We start from the raw sequence: 25,600 nt of genomic DNA, 5'->3' as shown, positions 1-25,600 counted from the left end.
ATGCGGAAAATTTTAATTGTCGATGACGAGCCGAATATCGTAATGTCGCTGGAATACACGTTTAAAAAGAATAATTATGAGGTTTTTATAGCCCGCGACGGTCAGGAAGCTTTGGATATACTGAAAGTTCAACTGCCTGACATTATTATCTTGGACGTGATGATGCCTATGGTTGACGGATATGCCACGTTGGAACAAATTAAAAAAGACGAGCGTTTACAACATTGTAAAGTGGTGTTTTTGTCGGCTAAAAACAAAGAAAAAGACATTGAAAAAGGACTTTCTCTTGGGGCCGATTTGTACATGACAAAACCCTTCTCGGTTAAAAAACTGGTAGAGCAAACCAATGAACTGCTAACGGATTAAAAACAAACAACAAATAACAACTATGAGTTATGATGCATTTTATAAAAGAAGTATAGTCGATCCGGAAGGTTTCTGGAAGGAACAGACGAATGCTTTGGAATGGTATATTCCTCCGAAGACAATACTTTCTGAGGATCAAAACGGCTATCCGCAATGGTTTGCAGACGGAGAGCTTAATATTTGTTACCTGACGATCGATAAACACATTCAGGACGGTTATGGTGATCAAATCGCTTTTATCTATGATTCGCCGGTAACCCAAACGATCCGAAAATATACTTTTAATGAGGTAAAAACGGAAGTCGCTAAACTGGCCGGCGGTTTAACTTCTTTAGGTATAACAAAAGGGGATACCGCTGTAATTTATATGCCGATGATCCCGCAGGTTGCTTTTGCCATGTTGGCCTGTGCGCGTTTAGGTGTTACACATTCTGTTGTTTTCGGCGGATTTGCACCACATGAATTAGCAATTCGAATTGATGATTCCCGACCAAAAGCCATTATTACCGCATCTTCCGGAATTGAAGTCGACCGACTAATTGCTTATAAACCGTTAGTTGATGAAGCTATAGCTATGGCAGCATATAAACCGGAAAAAGTGATCATCTTTAATCGTAAACTGGGAGCTAAAATCCCGTTTCAGGAATATGATGTTGATTATGAAAAATTAGTCAGCCAGTCGGAAGAAGTGCCTTGTGTGCCCTTACAGTCGACGCATCCGTTGTATATTTTATACACATCAGGGACAACCGGAAAGCCAAAAGGAATTGTAAGAGATACAGGAGGTTATGCCACCGCACTTAAATTTTCAATGCAGCATATTTATGATGTAAAAGAAGGCGAAACGTTTTGGGCGGCATCCGATATGGGATGGGCTGTCGGACATAGTTATATTTTATACGGACCGTTATTAAATCGCAATACAACTGTTATTTTTGAAGGAAAACCGATCCGAACTCCGGATGCGAGTACGTATTGGCGGGTTATGGCCGATCATAAAGTGAGTGTAATGTTTACAGCGCCAACTGCCATTCGGGCGATTAAAAAAGAAGATCCGGAAGGTCTGTTTATCAAAAACTACGACCTGAGTAATCTGAGAATTCAGTTTTTAGCCGGAGAACGTTGTGATGTGGCGACTTTGGAATGGTATCGCGATCACGTACCGGTTCCGGTTATTGATCATTGGTGGCAGACCGAATCCGGTTGGCCGATGATTGCAAATATGATGGGAGTGGAATATCTTCCAGTAAAACCGGGTTCAGCAGGGAAAGCAGTTACCGGTTATCAAATCGTTATTTTTGATGAAAACGGGAAAGAATTACCGCCAAACGAAGAAGGATATGTGGTAATAAAACTACCTTTGCCACCGGGAACCATGTTGGGTTTATGGGAAGATGAAATCCGCTTTAAAGCCGGATATTTAACGCGTTTCCCGGGGTATTATTTCTCCGGTGACGGCGGGTATAAAGACAAAGATGATTATATTTACATCACAGGTCGTGTGGACGATGTGATTAATGTAGCCGGACATCGTCTTTCAACTGCCGAAATGGAAGAAATTGTAGCGTCACACAATGCCGTGGCCGAATGTGCCGTTATTGGAATCAACGATGCTTTAAAAGGTCAGATTCCGTTGGCATTGGCTGTAATTAAATCAGGTGATGATACCGAACACTTTCAGTTGGAATACGAAGTCGTTCAATTGGTACGGGAAAAAATCGGAGCTGTAGCTTCATTGCGAAATGTTGTGATTGTACAGCGTTTACCGAAAACCCGTTCCGGAAAAATCCTTCGTAAATTACTGCGAAATATTGTTGATGGTGAAAAATACCAGATCCCGTCCACTATCGACGATGAAACTATTATAGGGGAAGTAACCGAAGCCTTTAAAAACTATGGTATCGGGGTATTTAAATGAATATGAAAAAATTAACAAGTCATGAGTTATTATAAAATAAACAACTTAGAAGAATACTTCAAACATTATAAAAAATCAATCCGGGAGCCTCGTAAATTCTGGGGAAAAGTTGCAGAAGAAAATTTTACATGGTACCAGACATGGGATAAAGTAATGGAATTTGATATGGCAGAAGCCGATATTAAATGGTTTACGAATGCCAAAGTAAACATTACGAAAAACTGTATTGACCGTCATTTGGCCAAAAGAGGAAACAAAAATGCGATTATTTTTGAACCGAATGATCCGAAAGAAGCGGCGCAGTATATCACCTATAATGAGTTGTATGATCGTGTAGCCAAAATGGCGAATGTATTACGCGAACAAGGCATTAAAAAAGGAGATCGTATTTGTATTTATCTGCCGATGATTCCGGAACTGGCCGTAGCAGTTTTAGCTTGTGCCCGAATCGGAGCGATTCACTCGGTGGTATTTGCCGGTTTTTCGGCATCTGCTATTGCATCCCGTATCATCGATTGCGAATGCAAAATGGTGATTACTTCAGACGGAGCTTACAGAGGGAACAAAACCATTGATCTAAAGTCGATTGTAGATGAAGCTTTGGAAAAATGTCCTACGGTAACTACGGTTTTGGTTGCCAAAAGAACGAATACCGAAGTAAAAATGAAAGAAGGACGTGATTTATGGCTACAACCGTTATTGGATGAAGCAATTCCGAATAACGTAGCGGAAATCATGGATGCAGAAGATCCGTTGTTTATTTTATATACGTCCGGTTCAACCGGAAAACCGAAAGGAATGTTGCATACAACAGCCGGATATATGGTTTATACCGCGTATACGTTTAAAAATATTTTTAATTACGAGGAAAATGATATTTACTGGTGTACAGCCGATATCGGTTGGATTACCGGCCATTCCTATATATTATACGGACCGCTTTTAAACGGAGCGACAACGGTTATTTTTGAAGGTGTTCCTTCTTATCCGGATTTCGGACGTTTTTGGGAAGTAATCGACAAACACAAAGTGAGTCAGTTTTACACGGCACCGACGGCTATTCGTTCTTTGGCTAAAGAAAGCACGGAATGGGTTGATAAACATGATCTGTCAAGTTTAAAAGTAATCGGATCGGTAGGAGAGCCGATTAATGAGGAAGCATGGCACTGGTATAATGATCATGTCGGAAAGAAAAAATGTCCGATTGTAGATACCTGGTGGCAAACCGAAACCGGAGGTATTATGATTTCACCGGTTCCGTTTGTAACACCAACCAAGCCGACATATGCGACTTTACCATTACCGGGAATTCAACCGGTATTGATGGATGAAAAGCGAAATGAAATTGAAGGAAATCAGGTTGTGGGTAGCTTGTGTATCAAGTTTCCGTGGCCGTCAATTGCCCGAACTATTTGGGGTGATCATCAACGGTATAAAGAAACGTATTTCTCAGCTTTCCCGGGTAAATATTTTACCGGTGACGGAGCTTTACGCGATGAAGTTGGATATTACCGTATTACAGGTCGGGTTGATGATGTGGTAATTGTATCCGGACATAATCTGGGTACGGCGCCGATTGAAGATGCAATTAACGAACATCCGGCTGTAGCAGAATCGGCAATTGTAGGTTTCCCGCATGATATTAAAGGCAATGCGTTATACGGTTTTATTATTTTGAAAGAAATAGGAGAATATCGTGATCGTGACAATTTAAGAAAAGAAATCAATGAGCATGTGGCCAGTCATATTGGTCCGATTGCGAAATTGGATAAAATTCAGTTTGTATCGGGATTACCGAAAACCCGTTCCGGAAAAATTATGCGTAGAATTTTACGTAAAATTGCAGAAGGAGATTTCTCTAACTTCGGAGATATTACAACCTTATTGAATCCTGAAATCGTAGAAGAAATCAAAAATGAAAGATTATAAATTTCAATTATCGATTTATAATATATAATCTTTTTAAAAATATAGAATCAAAAGGAGTTGTTTCAAAAGGAGCAACTCTTTTTTTTGAGGTATTTAAGATAGTACAATTTTGATGCTTTGACTTCTAAGTATTGTTGTTTGATTGTATTCTCAATGATTTTTTGTTATTTATTTGTGTTTTTTATAACTTTTTGTTATATTTATTTAAAACAGGTGAAGTTGTATTTTGTGTGGCTTATAAAAAGACAAATTAATGAATAGACGAAAATTTATAAAAAAAACAGTCTTGAGTTCTGTTTTAATCGGAATTGGAGGAACCTATGTATCATGTTCTACGGATTCGGATTATAATATAGATAGTACTGACTTTGAATTAATAACTAAAAGTATTAGAAAAAATAAAATTTTTATAGTTAGTAGTAATAATGAAAAAAAGGTAAATAATAAATTATATTATAAAAATACCCTCGGAACATCTCGATCAATAATAGTAGTTGGACATATTATTAATACAGCATGTGTAACCCAAAACATGATTAATAATCCAAATTTAAGAGTTAAAAGATATACTGATACACATTCGATTATAGAATATAATAGACCAGCTGAAGTTAAAATATCTGAAAATAATACTAAACATAAACTTGTATGTATTTCGGAATATAATGTATTGTACAAAAATTTTGAAATAGTTCAATATACATTATAGTAGAGTTTGAATGAGTCGATTTATAAAAGTTAATAGTGATTTATGTACTGAATGTACATTATGTGAACCTGTTTGCGATGTTAATGCAATTAAAGTAGGAAGAAAATATATTTCAGGAGGTTGGGAACAGGATTATTTTTATATTGGTGCTAATATAGCTATCAATCATATCATTTGCCATAGTTGTTGGGAATGTGTTGAAATTTGTCCGACAGGGGCAATTTCGATAAACGGATCGACAAATCCCGGATTTGGCAATGGGAATTCAGATGGATTACCATCGTTCGTAATTCAAAACTATTCATTTTTTACTCAATACAATAACAGCTTATTAAAGGAAAAAATGGATGGTCTGGAGTTGGTTAATGGAATAAAAGGATTAAATGCTGTTGCTGTTGAAAAGTTAGTTAGCTCTTTAGGAGGAGAATTGACTACAGATGCTAAGTATATTTTAAAAGATCCTTTAGGTAAAATTGCGGCTGTTGGTACTGTTTTACAAGGGATTAGTACTATAGTTGCATTTTCTGATGGTGAGATTACCAACGAAGATTGGACAAATTTAGGATTGACATTATTAGGAGCCGCAGGTTTTATTCCGGGGCCAATAGGACTCATCGCAACAGGGATTTCTGTTGGTATAGCAATATATGATTCTCAAAATACTAATTAATAAATAGTATGCTCAAATCAAAATATAGTTATAGAATCATTATACCGGTTGCTTGGTATTTGATTCTAGTACTTTTTACACTAAAATACGCTTGGGAAATTATTCATAATGGCCAATTTTTGTCGCCGTTAGTGATAAAAAGTAATCTATTGGATACTATGATTAGCCTTATTTTATTAATATGTTGTTTTTTAGTACCTTATTTTATAGCGAATCATTTTGTACGCTTAACCGTAACGGATAAAGAGGTTCGGTTTGTAATCTTATTTTTTAAAAGCAGAATAATCTCTAAAAAAAATATTATTTGTTCAAGCGAAAAAGAAAGCTTTTCACAATATTCTATGCCAAATAAATATTTTGTAATAGAAGATAAAAGTAATCCGAAAACCAAGATAAAAATATCGGAATATTATATTCGAAATTATAATCAGATTCGGAATTATTTTTCTTTGTAATTCCGGATTAAAAAATTACTTCTAACAACACAACTCTTTTTTTGTAGTGTAAAGTATACACGGATTAAAAATGGGTTTTATCAGCTAAAAAAATCCTTTTTTCTGTACTTTTCAATCATTTCCTTGTTGCCGATCGTGTCTTTTTTCATTTTTGAAAGTAAACAATGATCATATTTAGTAAGATAATGAGGAACAGCGAACAGGAATATAATTTTAAGCTTGAAATACTGGAGAATGTATTTTTAACCGTATTAATCTATACCGGTTATTTTATTTCAACTTTAATTATGTTACCATCCTTTTTTCGATGTAAGCTAAAAGTTGAAATAACCGGTGATGTGATAAAAATAAAAAGAGTCTTTAGAAAGTCTTGTTTTATACATCAAAGCAATGTCGTATGTAGTAGGGAGTATGTAAAGTTACCGCGCTATTTTTCACTCCGCTACTTTGTTATAACCGATAAAAGCAATCCGAAGATTAAAATAAAAGTTAGTCAGTATAACCTTCAAAACTATACCGAAATCCGGAATTTTTTACGAGTCGTCCCGCTTCGGTCTGATCTTTAATTTTTGAAAACAATAAGACCTTATGTAATTGTAAACACGGATTGCAAATCCGCGTTATCGAACGTATTATAAGTGTCCCCTGAATTTTTTTTCTCAATTTCTTATCAAAAGTGGTAACTCGTTTGTAATCGCAAACACGGATTACAAATCCGTGTTATCGTATTATCTAATCTTTAAAAGCAAAAACAGGTTACAAAAGCGCATTGTCGGATTCTCTTAAAATAAGATAATTACTTTTTTTATTTGTATAGTAAAAGTGATAGTTCCGGAAGATTTAAAAAAAAGTAAGTTAAAAATTAGTGAAAATACGTATTGTTTATAGGAGTGTATAACTTATTTTTACGTAACTTTTTTACTACTAATTTTATAACAAATGATAATTTGTTATCACAGGATAGTATGAAAAGATGTAAAAATAATGCTGTTTTATGAATACAAGAGGACTTCTTGATCGGATCAGTACCGGTTTAGGCACACTAAAAAATAAAATTGAAATTGAAAATTCAAATAATGAAAATAGTATTAATGTTCAGATAGAAACGATTTTCTTAAAGATACTTAATGTTTTATTTGATTATGATTTAGTCAATACCAATTTAATTTCTAAAAATTTCCCTGCAATTGATGGTTTGGATAAAGACAAAAGAGTTTTTGTGCAAATTACAGCGACATTCTCTAATGAAAAGATAGAGCATACGATCAATCAGATTATCGATAAAGGAATGGATCAGGATTTTGATCAATTATATTTTCTTTTTTTGAAAAACAAGAAGAAGTTAAGTGCTCCATTCAAAGAAAAGATAAATACCCTGACAAAAGGCAAATTTACGGTTGATTTAGAGGATTGCCTTATTGATATAAATGATATTTACCGGGTAATAGCAAATCAGCAGGATATCGGAAAAGCATTAGAGGTAAAAAAAATCATAGACGAGTTTTTATATAATATCCCACAAAGTAAACTTTCCGGCCTGGATTGCATCGGCGTTTCTTTTGATGATGAAGATTTTGATAATGCGGTTGTACTCATTGAAACGATTATTAAATCCGGTATTAATGTCGTTGTAAGTTCTAAAAAGATTTATGAAAATTTTAAAAATGAAAGATCCCGTTATTATGATTATTTAATAATGCTGCTTCCGGATCAGAAAAAAGATTTTATTTCGAAATATATTTTTATTGTCTCTAACAGTTATATAAGGAAAAATATTAATGCATCGGATGCTATATGCCCGCTTTTTTTAAGTTGCTGTGACCAGGGTAATACTTTTCAGCTGGTTACTTTTTCACCGTTTTTAAATAGAATCGATGATAAAAGGTTTAAAAATCCTAAAACATTAAGTATTGAGAATCCTAAAAAAATTGAAGATCTGATCAATGCTATTTTTGTAGAAAAACCATCTTCCAAGTATAATTTTGATGATATAAAAGATACATTAATAAAGTTATATCCGGTTTTCTCGATTAATATTCTGGAAGAAGAAAAACATTATTGCTTTTACAATTTTAAAAAAGAAGATATTAATGTCGGCTTAAATTATCTGATTTTCAGTCATGAATATAAAAGAAATGAGGTAATAGATGACTTTAATAAAAAGTATAAGAATAGTAAATATCTGAATAATTTAATAATACTAATACCTAAAGATTATAATCAGATAACCGAATTAAGAATCAAATATATTAAGGATAAATTCCCTAATAATACGGTTCAGTATCTGGATGAGTATTTATATGATAATAGTTTGGCAACGATACAACAAACACAACAATTAAGTACTGATTTCTTTATTGATCCATTATTTGAGATCAATGGAAGTAAAGAGCGAATTAATGATATACTTGATTGGCTAAAAAATGATTCTAATTGTTCTGTAGCCTTTATTATCGGAGCCGGAGGTGATGGAAAAACAACAGTCTGTCAAAAAATTCATGATGATATTATTCAGGACTTTGATAAAAATATTGTCTTTTTTCTTGATGCTCAATCCTATATTACAGAAATCAAGAATCGGGAACGGATTGATAACTGGAATTTTGACTTAAATACAATATTTGAAATATGTAATGAGCAAGCCGGTAAAATTGATTTGACAACGATAAAGTCAAATTTTGCATTAGGTAACATAACGGTCATTATAGATGGGATTGATGAAATTATTTCAACGTTACCTAATTTTAATCTAAAAGATTTTATTGAAGATTTCAATACTTTAAAGGAACAAATAGGAAGAGGGAAGCTAATTATAAATTGCAGAGACATTTATATGAAAGAGCTTCTTAGTGATGATGATGATTTTGAAAAAAACTACAGAATATTTCATTTATTAAAATTTGATCAAGCTTTAGCACAGCAGTACTTTGAAAAGCATTTTGAATATCAATCGGGATATAATCTGAAAAAAGTTGCAGAATGTAAGAAAGTATTGGGTGAGTTTTATGAAGATATCGGTAATGAAATTTTTACCTATTCACCATTTGTACTGGAAATTATTGCCTTGATTGTTGAAAATGATTTTGATTATCAGCAGATTGAGTATTTATTTGATTCGAAAATTTTATTAAAGGAAAACAGCAACGACTATTTAATTTATAAAATTTGTCAACGCGAGATCGCTAAAAAAGAAAGTAATGGTTTTGTTCCTCCTGTAGATGATTATATAAAATTATTGTGTCTTATCGCTATTGAGAAAAACGGGAACTTTAACGATACCGATTTTATTACTTTTTTAAGAAGAATAAATATCGATTTAAAATCAGAAAAAGTAAAAAATAGTCTTCGGGACAATCCTTTTTTCGGACTGGACAGAAATAATAATTATATTTTCCGTTTTGATTTTTATAATTCGCTATTTAAATATAATGCGATTTATTTAGAAATAATATTGGAAGAATCCTTTTTTCTGTCGGATGCATTCATCCATATGCTTTCTAATGATTTTAAATATAATTCACTTATTTTTAACGGATTAAGAAATAAACTGAAAGCGACTAGCAACCAGGTTGATTTTTACAAAGCGAAAATAAAAAAAGTAATTCTTGAAATCAATAATTATAAAAAAGAGGACAAGAATCAGGGGAATGTTTTCCAGAAAAAAATGGCAATTAGTAATCTGGTCGTCTTCTTACTTTCCATTAATAAAGAAAAAGTGACCAATGCCGAAATCATCAAATTTCTGTTTAGTGATGATGAAGAGCAAAATAAGACAAGTATTGTAACCATAAAGGATTTCTATTTTATTGATGTATTGACGACATCGCAATTATTAATCGACTTTACGGATATGTATTTTAGAAATTGCCATATTGAAAATTACCAAAACTTTTTAAACTGCACTTTTGCCGAATCAACATTTTTTGATCATAACTGTAATATTAGTAATGTAACTTACAGGGGAATTGATCTGAATAAGACGACTTTGAGTAAAAAGAATTTTGATGATAGAATTCTATCCAACGATAATTCTCTGTATTCAATAATCTCTTTAAAGGAAAATGGAGGTGAATCGGTTACAAATCAACTCAAAAAGTATTTCAGATCGTTTTTGAAAGGTAATAAATTGAATTATAAAATTATGGCTAATAGTATTCATTTTGAAAGAAAAATGAACTTAACGATTACAGATCTTAATGAAATCTTATTAGATAATAAGATTATTGTTTCCTATAATAAAGAGGAAGTACTATTAAATAGTGACATGAAAAATAAGATTTTGAAGTTTTTAAATCAAAGTATTATTTTTCCTGAATTGAATAAAAGTATAAGAGAAATAAACGAACTGATGATTAGCGTAAATGCTTGATTTATAAAGTTAAATTGTGTTTTATAATTCAGATTACAACTTTAATTTTCGTTTTAGTTTTAAAAACAATAATGCCGTAATATAAGCGTCTCCGGATGCGGTATGACGGTCACTTTTCTTTATTTTAAAGAGATCACACAATTCATCGAGACTATGATGTTTGTCTTCCGGAAGGTTTTTAAATTTCTGGTACATGACATCAACGTCCAACATGATGTTTTTTAGTTTTCCGAGATTCAAGCGCTTTAAAGCTTGATTGATCATCTCTACATCAAAATTGATGTTGTGACCGACAAGAGTGGCGTCTTTTATAAAATCGATAAAACGGATAATAGCTTCCGCTTCAATAATTTTTTCTTCTTTGCCTTCTTTTAAGATCCCGGTTAGAATCGCATTTTCAGGATTAAAAACTTCTTGTTTTAGGAATACTTCAAAAAAATCGCCCACTTTTATTTCATCATTGATCACCGAAATAGCACCGATAGAAAGAATCACATCATCTTTCCAGTCCAAACCGGTTGTTTCGGTATCGAAAATAACATAGCGTTTGGTACCATTTTGTTCTTCTTTGTCAAAATGGGCCATATATTGTTTCCAGAATTGCGGGATATCTTTACCCGTAAGCCAGTCTAATACCATAATATTAAGTGAAATAGGTCAGTTGAAAACGATTTTTAATTAAATCCTGTATATCATTAATCGGTTGGAAGCAGTTTTTTAATTTTACTTTATCCACTTTTGAAAGTTCCTGCATATTGATGTAACTTCCGTTTGAGCTGTTTTGTAAACCTTCATCGGTGCGGAACCAGGTCAATGTATTAAAAGCTTCTGCGCATTCCAGATATAAATCGGCATTTTGCGGTTCAATATCCGCCAGTTTCTTATAACGTTGGTAGGTATTGGTTATTCCTTTAATACCACGACTAATTGTTAATACTCTTGCGGCATCAACCAAAGGCATAATCGCCCGGTTTTTTATGTCGAAAGCATCTTTATGTTCCTCGTCCTGTTCCAAAAGAAACTGTCGGAAGAAACCTAACGGTGCCGGTTTTTTTATTGCATTCGTTCCTAAAAAAGCATAGAACAATTGATTGTTATCAGCACTGTTGAAAATACTTTCTGTCAATGAATTTTCGAACGAAACATCACCGTAAATTAAATCATAATCAAAGAAAATAGTACTAAGATTAATCCCTTTTTCACCTGGAGTATTAATCCAGGTATTGTATTGTTTTATCCAGTCAGTCAGAGATTTACACCAAAGTTCATTGTTAGCCATTAGGTTTTGCGGACAAGGTTCATATCCGACTTTCTCCAGTGTTTCAATTACTTTTTCAGCCAACTGTAAAAAGTATTGTTTAACATCGTCATAGCGTTCCGCTTCCACATCTTCAAAGATCAGAATATTGTCGATATCCGTCAATAACAGTTGTTCTTTTCGACCTTGACTTCCCAGATTAAACCAGGCAAATCGGGTAGGCGGAGGCGTTTCCATTTTATCGATAGCCAGATCAATAGCTCTTTTCGTTAGCGCAATATTTATCTCGGCAGCCACACTGGTAATATGAGTAATCGGAATATTTTTATCGATTGAATTTTGAATCAGATCGGTTAATTTATCCCGAACCACTTTTAATTCTTTTGAACGGGTCGCCCGACGTGTCAACTTTAATAAAATCCCCGGATTATTGGCCTGAGCCGCTACAATATCATGTTCGGTTATAATCCCGGATACCGGACTTTTCGGAGTTCCGTCACGCGTCACACATAAATGACCTACATTGTGTTTTAACAACATCATTTGTGCTTCGGCAATTGAAATGTTTTCCGGTACGGTAATTACCGGTGACGACATTATTTTATCAGCTTGTGTATCAATCGGGAACAAACCGGTAGCAATTTTGGAACGAAGGTCTTTATCCGTTATAATCCCGATCGGTAATTGGTTATCGTGTATAATAACACTTCCGATCTGACTATTCGACATCGTTTGTGCAATGTATTTAATAATATCGCTGGAACTCGCTGTAATCGGGTTTTTAGTATATTTTATCGGTTGGAAATACTGGATATCCGTAGCACTTTGCTCATCAAAAATGATATTTTCCGATATTAATTTTCCTCTATGATCTTTATCATACGGATTACGGGTATTGGAAGCAAAACTCTCCAACAGGAAATTCTGAACATTAATGTTATTCTGAACATAAGGTTGGAAAACGCTAATCGGAATCGCATATACGATACTTTCTTCACGTGCTTTTGCTGTCATCAGATAATTGTTCTTAGCAAAAAACGGACGTAAACCCAGAATATCACCTTCGTCACATTTATCGATCAGAAATTCTTCCGCATCCGAAATTACAGAAAGACCAATTGCGCCGTTTGCTACCACATAAAAATCGGTATGAGTAACATCACCGACTTTAAACAGGATTTGATGCTTTTCCAGATATTTTACACTGATATGTTCAGAAATTGTAACTAATTCCTGGTAATTTAAACTGGTAAAAGGTGGATAATGCTTTAAAAAATCCGCAATTCTTTCTGCAATGGGGTTTTTCATAATCGGAAATTAATTCTTAAAAATACTAAATTTTACAGAACTTCAAAATATAAAGTAGACTTAAAAGGTGTATAACTGAGAGATAGTGATGACAATTATGGCCAAAACAGCCAAAAATATTCCCAAATAGTTCAAACGGGATACTTTTTCTTTGAAAACAAGAATGCCAATCAGGGTGCCTAAAATAATAACACCAAAATTCATCGATGCAAAAACCGTTGAAGGATTATCGCTCAGCGCTTTGTGGGCTTTCAGGTAAAAGAGAATATTTCCGAAATTTAATAATCCCAATATAACGCCGAACAAAAGACTGACACCGTTTAGTTTTTCTTTTTTGGAAATTAACCGGAAAACAGTAATAACAGTCGCAATTACAAGCGCACCGCAGAAAACCAGAAACAGGGAAGTAGTATACGGAATTTCGTTATGTGTCGCTATTAATTTAAAGCAAATATCAATAATTCCGAAGCCTAACAATACAACAACCGGATACTTCCAATTATTTTGATCATTCGGATTGCTTTCTTTTCGGTACAGAATCAGAAAAATTGCGATTAAACCGATCGCCAGTCCTAACCATTTTATCGGACTTATCGTTTCATGAAAAACCAAAAAAGCCGCCATGATAGAAATGATCAATGAAAAACGCTGTGCTATATCCGTTTTAACAATACCGATATGCTGAACGGAAGCGGCCAATACCAGAAAAACCGTAGGCAATAATACTGACAGTGCGCCATAAACGATCCAGGGTGCATTTGAATTGACTACTTTTATATCCGGCTGATAGGCACTATAACAAAGGAGTATGGCGATTACATAATTATAATTGATGATTTGCTGAAAAGAAACGGGATAACGTTTGGCTATTTTAAAGAGGATTCCGACGGAAACACTGCAAAGTATACTGAAGAGTAAGAAAAGCATTTTACAATTTAAAATTAAAAATAACGGTAAAGGTACACTATAATCTTATTTGGGAAATCATTCATCCGGATAAAAAAATCCTGTAAAAGAAGTACAGGATTTTTAGAATTAGCGTAGGTTATATTAGAGTAGATTATACTATGGATTGGTCGACCAAAGTCCTACATCCTTAACAAAAGCTCTACGGTTAAGTTTTAAATGGGATACTAATAATTCGGCAAAATCTTCCGGTTGTAATACACTTTCCGGATTACCGTCAGTTAGGTTTAGGTTTACCGATAAATCAGTAGCAATTGTACTTGGGTTCATTGTAAAGACACGGATATTCGATTTACGAACTTCCTGCATCAAAGCTTCTGATAATCCGTTTAAACCGAATTTAGAAGCACTATAAGCACTGGTTAAAGCCGATGCTCGTAAGCCCGCACTTGATGCTACATTTACGATATCGCCGGTCTGACGTTCTAACATTTCCGGTAAAACCGCACGAATCACATAATAAGCGCCTAAAAGATTAACTTTAATGATGTTTTCCCATTCGCTCACTTCATAATCCATGAATTTGCCGAATTTTCCGATACCGGCATTGTTGATTAAGATATCAATTGCACCGATTTTATTTTTCAGATTGGCAATCGACGTTGAAACCGAATTAAAATCCGATACATCAGCCGTTTCGTAAGCTACAGTAACATCCGGATAATCTTTATTGATTTCTGCCATCAATGCTACCAGATCCGATTCGGTTCTGGCCAGTAAAGCCAAATTAATACCTTCAGCTGCAAAAGCCAATGCAACCGCTTTACCTAATCCTTTTCCCGCACCGGTAATCAGAGCGGTTTTTCCTTTTAATTGTTCCATATTTTTATACTTTACACGTGATTAAAGTGTTTTCTTTTTGTTTTCGATGAAAAAATAATACCATTGCGATCAGAATTCCAATAAAAGCTAATCCAAAACCAACCCAGTCGGGTGATGTATAATCGTAACCCATCGTAAGCGGAATTCCCGCCAGATAAGCACCTAATGCGTTTCCGGCGTTCATTGCTGCCGGACTAATCGATGATCCCAGAATTTCAGCTCCTTTAGCCGATTGCATCATCATAATCTGAACCGGAGCAACAATCGCAAAAGCCACTGCACCGATTACAAAAGTCATGATTGTTACCGTGATTTGATTATCTGCTACAAATGTCAGCAACATCAATACCAAACACATTCCGATTAACAAACCGATTGTTGCAAAAAGCGGGGAGTAGGTATCCGATAATTTTCCGCCGAGGAAATTTCCGAAGGTCATTCCCAATCCGGCCACGACCATTAAATAGGTTACCATACCGGCATCAAATTTGGACACTTCAGTAAATAAAGGTGCAATATAACTATACCAGCTAAAAAATCCTCCTGTACCGATGATCGCAATTAATAATACCAACCATAAATCGACACGTTTAAAAATAGCCAAATCCTTTTTAAAGCTGGAATTTTCATTCGCCTGAAATTTCGGAAGCCAATAAATAATACTCACGATTGTTGCTAATCCGATTACACCGACGATACAAAACGTAATACGCCAATTAATATAATGTCCGATATAAGTCCCTAAAGGAACACCAATTACATTAGCGATTGTCAATCCTGAAAACATTACGGCAATTGCTTGCGCTGTTTTGCCTTCTTTGGCCAGTTTTCCGGCTACTACAGCCCCGATCCCAAAGAAAGTACCGTGTGGCAATCCCGATAAAAATCGCATGATCAATAAAGACCAATAATCATTGGCTACAGCCGATAAGCTATTAAAAACCATAATCCAGGCAGCCAGAATGATCAAAGCCGTTTTTGGCGGTTTATTTTGAAGAAAAACGGTTAAAAACGGGGCGCCGACTACGACACCCAGCGCATACGCCGATATAAAATGCCCGGCTTCCGGAATGGTAATTTTTAACGAAGCGGCGAGATCAGGGAGAATTCCCATCATTACAAATTCCGTCATTCCGATAGTAAACGCTCCGATAGCCAGCGCAATAAGTCCTTTTTGCATATAATTAAAACAGTTGTTTGGGATACAAAAATCTGCTAATTTTGAAACTTATAAGTGAAATTAAATTTAAAAAGCCTTTTTATTCATCATTATTGAATTTTATGATACAATCGGTAAAAAAAGCATTCGACATACTGGAATACATCACACAGAACGGAAACCTGGTACGGCTTAATGATATTGCGAATGCATTGGAGTTACAAAATACAACGGTACACAATTTACTTCACACGCTAAAAGAGCTGGGCTATGTGGAACAAGACGAATTGAGTCCGCGTTACCGGGTGACCACAAAGATGCAATGTTTGTATCCGCCGCCGGTATCTGTATCGGTTTTAAAAAACACATTGCGCCCGACATTGGAAAAAATAACGGAACTGACGAATGAAACATCCTATTTATCCGTACAAATGGGGACTTATTTCCGTCATGAACTGATATCCGAGCCGGAGCGTTCGGTAAAAATCTCGTTAGAGTTAAACAAGGATTACGAAATGACACGAACTGCGATCGGGAAAGTATTTATGGCGCATTCGGAACATCTGCAAAACACGCTGTTAAAAAACCTGGATGAACCGGTACAAAAAAAGCTGCAATTGGAATTAAGTGAAATTTTAAAAAACGGGTATGCCTTAGATTTAGAAGAATACGAACCGGATCTAAACTGCGCTGCAATTCCGTATTATCAGGGAAATCGGGTAGTAGCAGTGTTATGTGTCTCGGGACCGGCTTTTCGCTACCGATTACCCGAAATGATAAAAGCGATAGAAATTATGAATAGTTTGAAGTAAAATTTAGGGAATGAGACTATTAGCATTCTTTTGTTAGGTAAAAGTGTTATTTTAGTGAGTCTTATTATTTATTATGGAATTATTTGAAGAATTTAGAATATGAGAAATAAAAATGATAAAATTTTATCACCATGTATTATATCTTGGGCAAAATTCGCACCTAAGATTAAATTAGATAAACCTAAAAATCCCAAAAAATGTACAGAGACATATTGGCAAAATGTAATCGATACAATTTTATCAAAACCAGAATATATTCGTTATTGTGAAAATAGAAATTTAGCATTTTAGAGTTATAACTATGTAAGAGTGAAATGAAAAAAAGTTTCCGGTCTTAAACAATCAAATAATAAATAAATATGAAAAATGCATTATTAAGTTTTTTACTTGTCTTTACCTCGTTTTGTTTTAGTCAAAAATCTAATGTAAAAGTTAATTCATTAGAAACAAAGTTAACAGCAAAATGTAATACAGAAATAAGTTGTAGTCAAAAGTTTGGTATTACTGAAATCCCAAGAGATTATACGTTGACTGTTATTTTTGATAAAGAAAATTTAAAGTTCACTACTCGCGATAATCCAATTTTGAAAGGAATGAATAATTATGTGGTAACAAAGAGAACTGATAAATATGTTATAGGCAGCAATGTGGAAGGTAATTTTGCATTTTTTGATATAAAAAAGAAACAGTTTTATTATATCGATTATTTTATGAGTCGTTATATTACGGCTGGCTATGGAGCCGAAACATCAGAGATAAAACAAAACGTTTTAAAAATAATGGATATATTAAATGATAGTAGTTCACAAAAAGATGCAATACAATATTTAATAAAACAAGCGGAATAAGATTTTATAGATGCTGAAAATTAAATCTTTATGTAGGAATAATTAACTTATCTGAAAAAAATCGGATATCGTTTTCCTGATATCAGGAAAACGATCATAATCCCAAAAAGAGTAAAACGTATTTTTTATTCATCATAAGATACCCATTAATAATAGTAACATTAATTCTAAAACCGTCTTCGAAGCAAAAAAACATGTGTGAAATATTAAACGAGATAAAATTGAGTATCTATACTCATAAAATTTATGATCAACTTTAAAAAGGATGGATTACTTAGTTTTGATTTTTATTTCAAAAATCAAATAGCAATATACCCAAACAATGACAAACGAACTTAAAAAATCCATAGAACAACTTTATACCACCTTTTCAAGTTATCCGTTTCCATCGACAATCGTAGGTTGTCCTTGTTGTGTTTCGGATACCGATAAAGCGAAAATCCATAACAGTCAACTTAGAGAATTAAGTGAAGAAGATCTTTCGAGGTATGCCTTTAAGGCGATGACAACCTGGGGAGATGTGAATGATTTTAAATACTATTTACCGCGTATTCTGGAGTTGCTGTCAACCACCGATTTTATTGTGGATACCTTTGTTGTTTTAGGAAAATTGAATTACGGAAAATGGACAACCTGGACAATCGAGGAACAGACTGTAGTTAAACAGTTCTTGCTCGCATGGTGGGAAGATTTGATCAAAAATAAAAGCTATTTTGATCAGGAAGCTTTTATTGAAATATACAAATTACTTGGTGCTGTAGATGAATTGCTTAACAAATGGGAAATTTCTTTTAATGACAATAGCTTTCAAAATGTAGTTGATATGATTGATCGTTGCTATTTGGATTTGATCAATGACAGTAAGGATTATAAAGATTTTGATAAAAAGGAGGTCGAAAAAATACGGCTTTGGCTAACAAGTAAAAAAGAAATAATTGAAACCGGTTTTTTCTACTACGAGAATAGCGATAAGGAATTAGCTCAGAAAATATCAAATGCACTTTACATACTAGAATACTATTAAAGTGAATTTATTATAATGATTTTCTGAAAGAAAAAACGCTATTTTTACTACGAAAATCAATCTTGCTTTTAAAACTAGGTTTAGTATAAAATGTTGAAATTTAAATTGTAATAATAGCACATGCGATATATTCTATTAACTGTAATTCTTATCTGTATTTCATGTGGTAAAAATGAAAAAGCAGAAGTCAGTGAGAAAATTAGACCCAAAGCAACCTCAACTAATCATTTTTTTAAGTCTAAAGAAATCAGCATAGGAAATACATTTTTTGCCGGAGAAGAATTAATTGATTTTACGGTTGCAGAAATGAATGATTTTGATGCTATAGACAGCTTATCGTATTCTATTTATAAAAGTAATGATCATGATTTTCATATCGTAGCAATAGAAAAATTCCTGGAAAATGAAGAGGTCGAACATTATCAAATAATGGATACCGTTATCGTTAAGGATATAAAGGATTTACGATTTAAAGAACAGTTGAAGTCAAAAGCAAAGCTGACTATTCAGTTGTTTTCAAAAAATAAACTTTTAAAGGAATGGAATTATACCAAACCCCGTAAAAAAGAGCTTTCCTCAAAATGGTTGGGATTATATGAATTAAACATTAATAAAGACGCAGATAATCCGGAACACGGATGTACTATTACTTTTGAAGTTGCCCAAGATTCTATATTATATAAAATAAACGGTTCTAAGGCATATGAAAAATATGAATTGTTAGGCGAGGTTAAGAATAATGAATTGTATCTGATATATAGAAGATATATTGACGGTTTTGAAAAACCATCGATAGCAAAATATACGGATTTTGGACGTATTATGTTTGACGGCACTAATTATAGTTTAGAAAGTCCCGGCTTGAATAATCGTTTTAATGACGGAGAACACGAACGCTATATCTTAAACAAAAAAGTAACCCGATAATTAATTGACTTATAGCGGTGCGGACTACTAAATCGACAGCAATGAAATACATCACGATCCTTTCTCTTTTTATCACGTCGCATCTTTGGGCACAATCCACTAAAATTTCAGATGATCAATTAGTTATACTGGCGAAAGTCTGGGGCGTGATGAAGTACTATCATCCGGCGGTTTCACAAGGAAAAGTGGATTGGGATAAAACATTGATCAATACATTAGAAAGTCCATTTAAGCGGACGGATAACGAGATTATAACCGAATGGTTGGAAATGGCCGATAAAACTTCATTTGAGATACTTACGCCTTCAAAAGCAACTTGCGATAGTATTACGTTTCGGAATTTTGATAGCAAATGGATTGAAAAGTCCCGACTTAATACGATAAGCAAAACAAGATTACTTAAGTTGATCAACCAAAATCAAAATATTGGAACCTATTATAGTAATCCGACTTTAAAAAGCATCCGGCTAGATAGTCAAAAAGAGAAAATATATGAAGGATTTTCGGCCAATGTAAAACTATTGGAGTTGTTCCGGATCTGGAATGCCGTTACTTATTTTTATCCGTATAAATATTTACTGGATACGCATTGGGACAAAGTGCTGAAAAAATACATCCCGATTTTTAAAAATATCCAAAACGAGCAAGATTATAAATTGGCTATTACCTTGTTGGCTGCTGAAATTCAGGATACACATACCGGTCTAAAAGATACGCATCAATATGCTGTTTTCGGGAAATTAACAGCTCCGTTTACGATTCAGATAGTAGACAATGGTGCGCTAATCACAGGGATAAAAGACGAAAAGATAATGCAAAAAGCCAATATCAAAGTAGGTGATTTTATTACGAAAATTAACGGTAAAAAGATACATCAGATTATAGCCGAAAAATCTAAATACTATCCCGCTTCGAACCAATCGGTACAACTTCGGGAAGCCTATAACTATTTGTTTAGCGGAAATGAGCCGGCTTTTACGATAGAAGGCACTACAGAAGACGGAAAGACATTTAAAACGAATGTAGAAAGAATGCCGCGTACATTTGCTGAAGAATGGGATAAAGACGGTATTCCGAATTATAAATTGACCTATAAAGGAAAATCATATGATTATCTGGTCTGGAACGCGGATCAAAATCGGTTAAATCCGGTTTTTCGGTTAGAAGATAAAGCGTATGTCGAATTTTCATCTTTACGCGCAGGGGAAATCGACAGTCTGATGTGTTCTTTTCAAAATACAAAAGGTATAGTATTCGATTTACGAAGTTATAATGATAACGGAGCGTTACTTAAAGTTTTTGATCATCTCTTATCAAAACCGCAATTCTTCGGTATCAAAACACAACCTGAATTTGATCAACCCGGAAAATTTTGCTTTGTTGATTATATCATTACAAAGGAATACAAATTGATCGGTAAGGAAAATCCGGATGCTTATAAAGGCCGGGTTATTGTCTTGATTAATGAATATACCCAAAGCGCAGCCGAATTATGGGCTATGATCTTTAAAAAAGTACCAAATGTAATCTTTGTCGGAAGTCAAACTGCCGGTGCCGACGGAAACATGGTTTCGATAAAACTAACGGACGGAAATGCACTTTATTTTTCCGGTTTAGGAATCTATTATCCGGATGGTACAGAAACGCAACGAATTGGTATCAAGCCTGATATTGTAGTTCGACCGACCTTAAAAAGTATCCGTAATAAAGCGGATTTGTTATTAGAAAAGGCTTTCCAATTAATTGATGAACAAAAAAAGTAACATATAAAATTGTGTTTTGTAATCAATTCTGTGATATTACTGTGACTGTATACGTGTAGTACAATTTTTCTGACATAGAGACGTTAGTAACTTTAGCAAATCAATCGTAAAAAATAGTATGAAAAAAGCACTGGTTGGAGTTATCTTACTTGCAGTAGTAACAGTATCGTTTACAGTAGCAAAAGGCAGTCATAAGGATGACAAAAAGTTTATCGGAAGCTGGGTTGGTTCTGAAAAAGACAACCAGATGGAAGGGGTAACCAAACATTGGGTTCAAACCCGATACAATGACGGAACCTTTATATTAATGTTTACTACCGTTGAAGATTGTGAAGTAGGACATCTGGTTGAAAAGGGAAAATGGCATATCAAAGACGGATTGTTCTATGAATATCATGAGGTTAGCGGTAAAACAGACGTTTATAGTTATGAGATTCTGGACAACAATCGCATCAAGTTTAAAGTAAAACAAATGGGTATTGAACTAAATAATGATGCATATGAATTTATTGATACCCGATTGGAATAAGCTGATGTAAACCTTATAAAAAAACCGACAGATGAAACCTATTGTAATTGTCTTATTTCTTATTCTTATTTCCTGTAAAAATCAGGACAGTAAACAAATAAAAGAACCAACGTTTCTTACAATTCCTGAAAACCTGCAATCCGGTTTTGATAGTCTCGCAAAAAAAATAACACCTGATAAGCAATATCAGTATTGGCATTATGCAACTTATCATCAAGAATACGGAAGCGGAAAGGAGACCTATACAATTATCGCTCAGGGTGGTGATACATTACTTCGGAAATCTGTAAATACCAAAATAAATCCGTTGGAGACTAAAGGTTTATTCGAAGGAGGCCATCCCGGTTTTCGAAGTAATTATCTTGTTGTAATTGAGGGGGGGAAAATAAAATATCTCGATTCGATGGAGCAGCTTAGGGATTTTATCGGTAAAATAGACAATCTGGAAGAGGCATTGTTATTTGCAAAATCATATGACTATTCGATAGGTATCAAATCCACCGGAAAAGTATACTACTTTAAGAATAACGTATTTACATTGCATTTGGTTCATTACCAGGATTACTATTTCAGACCGAAAGGAGAACTTGTTGAATTGACCATTATTACTGATGGCTTTATAAAAACCAAAAGCCTCGGACTGTATTGTCAGGGGAGGGACTGCTTATAATAGGCTTTAAATTGGTTTATTTTTTCTCTTTTACATTTACCAAATATGTTGTTTGAAAATAAAACGGAACGACTTTTTAAAAAAGTGTCTATTGATTGGTTATGTAATCGATATCGGTAGCGCTAATTCCGGATTTAAATAAGTTTACCTTTACTGAATTCTCAGAAAGAAACGGTTGGGGAAACCGGGTTAAAAAGGAACGGTTTGATTAAACTAAAAACTTCTTTTTATAAGGAAAAAGCTATATTTGGTCCAAAATAACGAATAGTCCAGACTATTCTATCAGAATAGAAATTTCCTAAATTCAATTCATATGAATCCGATTCAAAAAAAAGGACAAAAACAAACAATTCAAGTGTCTATCAGTATTTTACTGGTGTCTGTTAATACTATATATTCCTATATTTCAAAATTGGGAACCGACCGAATTTTAGAGCAGGGAATTCGATTTGTATTAACCGTTGCACTTTTAGTAGTGCTTTATAAAGGAAAGAAGTGGGCAAGAGTAGTGGCACTATTCCTGTTTGGGATTGCTATTTTTCGGGCTATAGGAGGATTGTTTATACTCGAAGCGGATCTTTTAGCTAAAGTTCCTGTTATCGTTATGATAGTGGTTTATTCTGTCGCCATTTATCATTTCGGAGCGTCCGATTATTATATGGCATTTGCACGTTACCAAAACGGAGTAAAATAAACCAGACGGTATCTGTTGATCAACACATTATTTGTAAAATGAAATCGTATAATATAAAACCTGTTATAAATAAAAACCGAATCAAAAAAACGAGTGTTTTATTATTGATAATGATTTCGCTATCCTGTAAAAAAGAAAGTCAATTAGAAGATATGCTTACTTCGGAAACAAAAAAATGGTGTTTATATTTGGATGACTATGAACCGGGCTTGCCATTGTTGGCTTACACCATATTCCATAAAAACGGAAGCCATGAATTATATTATCGCGTACAAAACAAGGAAACACCGGTTAAAAAAGGAAAGTGGTACTATTCGGAAAAAGACAGTACTTTAAACTGGAATGGTGTCAACCTGAAAGTACAAAGTATTGAACAGGATACTATTTTTCTTAAAGTAAAGGAACATAATATTTTATTGATCAATAGAAAATAGCCTTTCGGTCACTTAAAATTAAACTTTAAATCTGATTTTATATCGTAATAGCCAACCGTTGAACATCTTAATATGAGCATAACTGAACAAATCAATGACTATATCGGCAGTCAGTCGGAAGTAAAGCGTAGCGAACTGCAAACGTTACACGATCTTATTCTGAACATAAAACCAAACTGTCAACTGTGGTTTTTAGACGGAAAAAACAGTGACGGTAAGGTGGTTTCTAATCCTAATATCGGATATGGATCGTATGGCATACAATATGCTGACGGAACGACTAAGGAATTTTATCGGGTTGGAATCAGTGCGAATACAACCGGAATTTCAGTTTATATAATGGGAATTGAAGATAAAAAGTATTTAGCCGAAACTTATGGTAAAAACCTCGGAAAAGCAAGTGTAAGCGGTTATTGCATTAAGTTTAAAACGCTAAAAGATATTCATATCGATATACTGGAAGCTGCCATACGGGATAGATTAGAACAAAAATAGTATGTACAACAAGTATTTGTGATCTAAAAGATAATAATGTTACAGAAAGGAATTTACACCGGATCGTATACTTTTTTAAACCCGGAAACCAATAAAATCAGAGGATTCGAATATACAAACTTTGAAATCGAAATTATAACAGTTGATGCAACCGGATTTACCGGAAAAGTTCAAGATGATTTAACAACCGGAGGAACGGAAGGTGTCGGAACTGTTACCGGACAAATTAAGGGCGATAAAATTGAGTTTGTAAAACAAATGCCGGTGAAGACTTTGATAGTCGACAAAGAAGGAACAAGAAAAACCTTTAATAAAAAACACAGCCCGATTTATTATTCCGGGCAATTTTCAGCCGATAAAAGATCGGTAACCGGAACCTGGCGTTTTAAATTCAGTTTTGTCTGGATTGGTATCATTCCGGTGCCGACAAGAGCATCCAAAGGAACCTGGAAAATGACGTTTAAAGAAGAAATGTAATACCAGTATTCAAAAAACTAAAATAGTAGTATTTCGAAAATATGATAATAAGCGAGGATACTTATAATGATTTAATCACTGCCTTTTCCTATAAGCTCACATTAGAAAGTAGTTTCTATTGGAAAAAGGCAACAAACCGTCTTGTTGAAGTTTTTATTCTGGATTATGCACTTATCTCAGACACTGATGAAGATTATAACAGTGGACTTGATACGGAAGAAGAACAGGAAGTGAAAGAAGCGATTATCGCAAGTGAGGAAAATAGCGATACCCATTTGTTTATTCCGAGATTATCGGTTGATGAACGAATCGAAATAATGAAGCATTTTATTCAGATTCAAACCGATCTTAATCAGAAACAATCCTTAGAAAACACCTTGACAACATTAATCAATTTAAAAAAGGCTAAACCGATTGATTTAATAAAAAACGGATTTGAAATGGGTTTTGATTTTAATAATCTGACGAAAAACACAAAAGAATTAACTGATTCATGGATAGTATTTTATAGGAGTCAAACTAAACCTTTTGTTGATAAATGGTTGACAGCTATTAAAAATAACAATTTGGTTTAAATCGGGTAAAAATAAAAGACAATCTATGAATTTGATCCGAAATATAATTTTAGCTTTTTTTCTATTTCTTTTTCTGTCTTGTGAGAATTTTTATATGTCATCGATTATAAATGATGCTGCAAATCCAATTGTTGTTAAAGTAAAGATGGATAAAATAGCAATTGCAAAACAACGTAGAGAATATATAAAGAAAGGATTTTTAGTAAGTGATGAAGAACCTAAGGATTATGAAGTTAAAATTAATCCCGCAGAATCCTATGAGTTTGAAGGAAGATTACATAGTCGCCCCGATTTTTATGATATTAAAGAAATCGAAATTTATTCGGGCGATACTTTAATTCTAAAATGCAGAAAAGATCAGCTGCTAAAACTTTTTTCAACTGAAACTTCACCGGGATGTTTTGATTTGATCATAAAATAATA

The 25,600-nt window shown here is 33.9% G+C and carries 24 protein-coding genes; 19 read left to right on the top strand and 5 right to left on the bottom strand.

Annotated elements, in window-relative coordinates:
• The 6 genes from NOX80_RS13245 to NOX80_RS13220 all read left to right on the top strand — a co-directional run bounded on the left by NOX80_RS13245 (position 1) and on the right by NOX80_RS13220 (position 10,416).
• Positions 1–366, top strand: coding sequence for a response regulator transcription factor (locus tag NOX80_RS13245; RefSeq protein WP_256550274.1), 366 nt, complete (start codon positions 1–3; stop codon positions 364–366).
• Positions 367–388: 22 nt separating this feature from the next.
• The gene (locus NOX80_RS13240; protein ID WP_305880316.1) at positions 389–2,284 is read left to right on the top strand and encodes an acetate--CoA ligase; all 1,896 of its coding nucleotides are present in this window, start codon (positions 389–391) and stop codon (positions 2,282–2,284) included.
• A 21-nt stretch (positions 2,285–2,305) separates the two neighbouring features.
• On the top strand, positions 2,306–4,213 hold the full coding sequence (acs, locus tag NOX80_RS13235) for an acetate--CoA ligase (protein ID WP_256550273.1): 1,908 nt from the start codon (positions 2,306–2,308) through the stop codon (positions 4,211–4,213).
• 253 nt (positions 4,214–4,466) lie between these two features.
• Positions 4,467–4,922 (top strand): hypothetical protein, encoded by a 456-nt coding sequence (locus tag NOX80_RS13230; protein WP_256550272.1) that lies wholly within the window; start codon positions 4,467–4,469, stop codon positions 4,920–4,922.
• A gap of 10 nt (positions 4,923–4,932) precedes the next feature.
• Positions 4,933–5,592: an ATP-binding protein gene (locus tag NOX80_RS13225; RefSeq protein WP_256550271.1), complete on the top strand. Its 660-nt coding sequence runs from the start codon at positions 4,933–4,935 to the stop codon at positions 5,590–5,592.
• Positions 5,593–7,041: 1,449 nt separating this feature from the next.
• The gene (locus NOX80_RS13220; protein WP_256550270.1) at positions 7,042–10,416 is read left to right on the top strand and encodes an SMEK domain-containing protein; all 3,375 of its coding nucleotides are present in this window, start codon (positions 7,042–7,044) and stop codon (positions 10,414–10,416) included.
• A 33-nt stretch (positions 10,417–10,449) separates the two neighbouring features.
• Here NOX80_RS13220 and NOX80_RS13215 read toward each other — a convergent pair whose 3' ends face one another.
• The 5 genes from NOX80_RS13215 to NOX80_RS13195 form a co-directional block, all read right to left on the bottom strand.
• Positions 10,450–11,055, bottom strand: coding sequence for a 3'-5' exonuclease (locus tag NOX80_RS13215; protein WP_256550269.1), 606 nt, complete (start codon positions 11,053–11,055; stop codon positions 10,450–10,452).
• 4 nt (positions 11,056–11,059) lie between these two features.
• Positions 11,060–12,982 carry a DUF294 nucleotidyltransferase-like domain-containing protein gene (locus NOX80_RS13210; protein ID WP_256550268.1) on the bottom strand — a complete coding sequence of 641 codons (1,923 nt, stop codon included), beginning with the start codon at positions 12,980–12,982 and terminating at the stop codon, positions 11,060–11,062.
• Between the two features lie 60 nt (positions 12,983–13,042).
• Complete coding sequence (locus NOX80_RS13205; RefSeq protein ID WP_256550267.1) at positions 13,043–13,909, bottom strand: GRP family sugar transporter; 867 nt, start codon at positions 13,907–13,909, stop codon at positions 13,043–13,045.
• Positions 13,910–14,047: 138 nt separating this feature from the next.
• Positions 14,048–14,770, bottom strand: coding sequence for a 3-ketoacyl-ACP reductase (locus tag NOX80_RS13200; RefSeq protein ID WP_256550265.1), 723 nt, complete (start codon positions 14,768–14,770; stop codon positions 14,048–14,050).
• 4 nt (positions 14,771–14,774) lie between these two features.
• A complete protein-coding gene (locus NOX80_RS13195) occupies positions 14,775–15,950 on the bottom strand; it encodes an MFS transporter (protein ID WP_256550264.1) in 1,176 nt (391 codons plus the stop codon).
• A 101-nt stretch (positions 15,951–16,051) separates the two neighbouring features.
• Here NOX80_RS13195 and NOX80_RS13190 point away from each other — a divergent pair, with 101 nt between their 5' ends.
• The 13 genes from NOX80_RS13190 to NOX80_RS13130 all read left to right on the top strand — a co-directional run bounded on the left by NOX80_RS13190 (position 16,052) and on the right by NOX80_RS13130 (position 25,598).
• Positions 16,052–16,741, top strand: coding sequence for an IclR family transcriptional regulator (locus NOX80_RS13190; RefSeq protein ID WP_256550263.1), 690 nt, complete (start codon positions 16,052–16,054; stop codon positions 16,739–16,741).
• Between the two features lie 359 nt (positions 16,742–17,100).
• Positions 17,101–17,589, top strand: a complete 489-nt coding sequence (locus tag NOX80_RS13185) for a hypothetical protein (RefSeq protein WP_256550262.1) — start codon at positions 17,101–17,103, stop codon at positions 17,587–17,589.
• A gap of 322 nt (positions 17,590–17,911) precedes the next feature.
• On the top strand, positions 17,912–18,613 hold the full coding sequence (locus NOX80_RS13180) for a hypothetical protein (protein WP_256550261.1): 702 nt from the start codon (positions 17,912–17,914) through the stop codon (positions 18,611–18,613).
• Between the two features lie 120 nt (positions 18,614–18,733).
• The gene (locus NOX80_RS13175) at positions 18,734–19,540 is read left to right on the top strand and encodes a hypothetical protein (protein WP_256550260.1); all 807 of its coding nucleotides are present in this window, start codon (positions 18,734–18,736) and stop codon (positions 19,538–19,540) included.
• Between the two features lie 41 nt (positions 19,541–19,581).
• Entirely contained in the window at positions 19,582–21,303 is a 1,722-nt protein-coding gene (locus NOX80_RS13170; protein ID WP_256550259.1) for a S41 family peptidase, read from the top strand.
• Between the two features lie 118 nt (positions 21,304–21,421).
• Positions 21,422–21,832, top strand: a complete 411-nt coding sequence (locus NOX80_RS13165; RefSeq protein WP_256550258.1) for a hypothetical protein — start codon at positions 21,422–21,424, stop codon at positions 21,830–21,832.
• Positions 21,833–21,863: 31 nt separating this feature from the next.
• The gene (locus tag NOX80_RS13160; RefSeq protein WP_256550257.1) at positions 21,864–22,502 is read left to right on the top strand and encodes a hypothetical protein; all 639 of its coding nucleotides are present in this window, start codon (positions 21,864–21,866) and stop codon (positions 22,500–22,502) included.
• A 313-nt stretch (positions 22,503–22,815) separates the two neighbouring features.
• Positions 22,816–23,196 (top strand): hypothetical protein, encoded by a 381-nt coding sequence (locus NOX80_RS13155; RefSeq protein ID WP_256550256.1) that lies wholly within the window; start codon positions 22,816–22,818, stop codon positions 23,194–23,196.
• A 110-nt stretch (positions 23,197–23,306) separates the two neighbouring features.
• Entirely contained in the window at positions 23,307–23,630 is a 324-nt protein-coding gene (locus NOX80_RS13150) for a hypothetical protein (RefSeq protein ID WP_256550255.1), read from the top strand.
• Positions 23,631–23,702: 72 nt separating this feature from the next.
• Positions 23,703–24,125, top strand: coding sequence for a DUF1801 domain-containing protein (locus tag NOX80_RS13145; protein WP_256550253.1), 423 nt, complete (start codon positions 23,703–23,705; stop codon positions 24,123–24,125).
• A 36-nt stretch (positions 24,126–24,161) separates the two neighbouring features.
• Positions 24,162–24,602 (top strand): hypothetical protein, encoded by a 441-nt coding sequence (locus tag NOX80_RS13140; RefSeq protein ID WP_256550252.1) that lies wholly within the window; start codon positions 24,162–24,164, stop codon positions 24,600–24,602.
• Between the two features lie 41 nt (positions 24,603–24,643).
• Complete coding sequence (locus NOX80_RS13135; RefSeq protein ID WP_256550251.1) at positions 24,644–25,177, top strand: hypothetical protein; 534 nt, start codon at positions 24,644–24,646, stop codon at positions 25,175–25,177.
• Positions 25,178–25,202: 25 nt separating this feature from the next.
• Entirely contained in the window at positions 25,203–25,598 is a 396-nt protein-coding gene (locus NOX80_RS13130; RefSeq protein ID WP_256550250.1) for a hypothetical protein, read from the top strand.
• Positions 25,599–25,600 lie beyond the last annotated feature (2 nt).

The organism is Flavobacterium cerinum (assembly GCF_024496085.1).
Taxonomy (GTDB): Bacteria; Bacteroidota; Bacteroidia; order Flavobacteriales; family Flavobacteriaceae; genus Flavobacterium; species Flavobacterium cerinum_A.
This window is presented reverse-complemented; position numbering and strand designations above follow the sequence as displayed.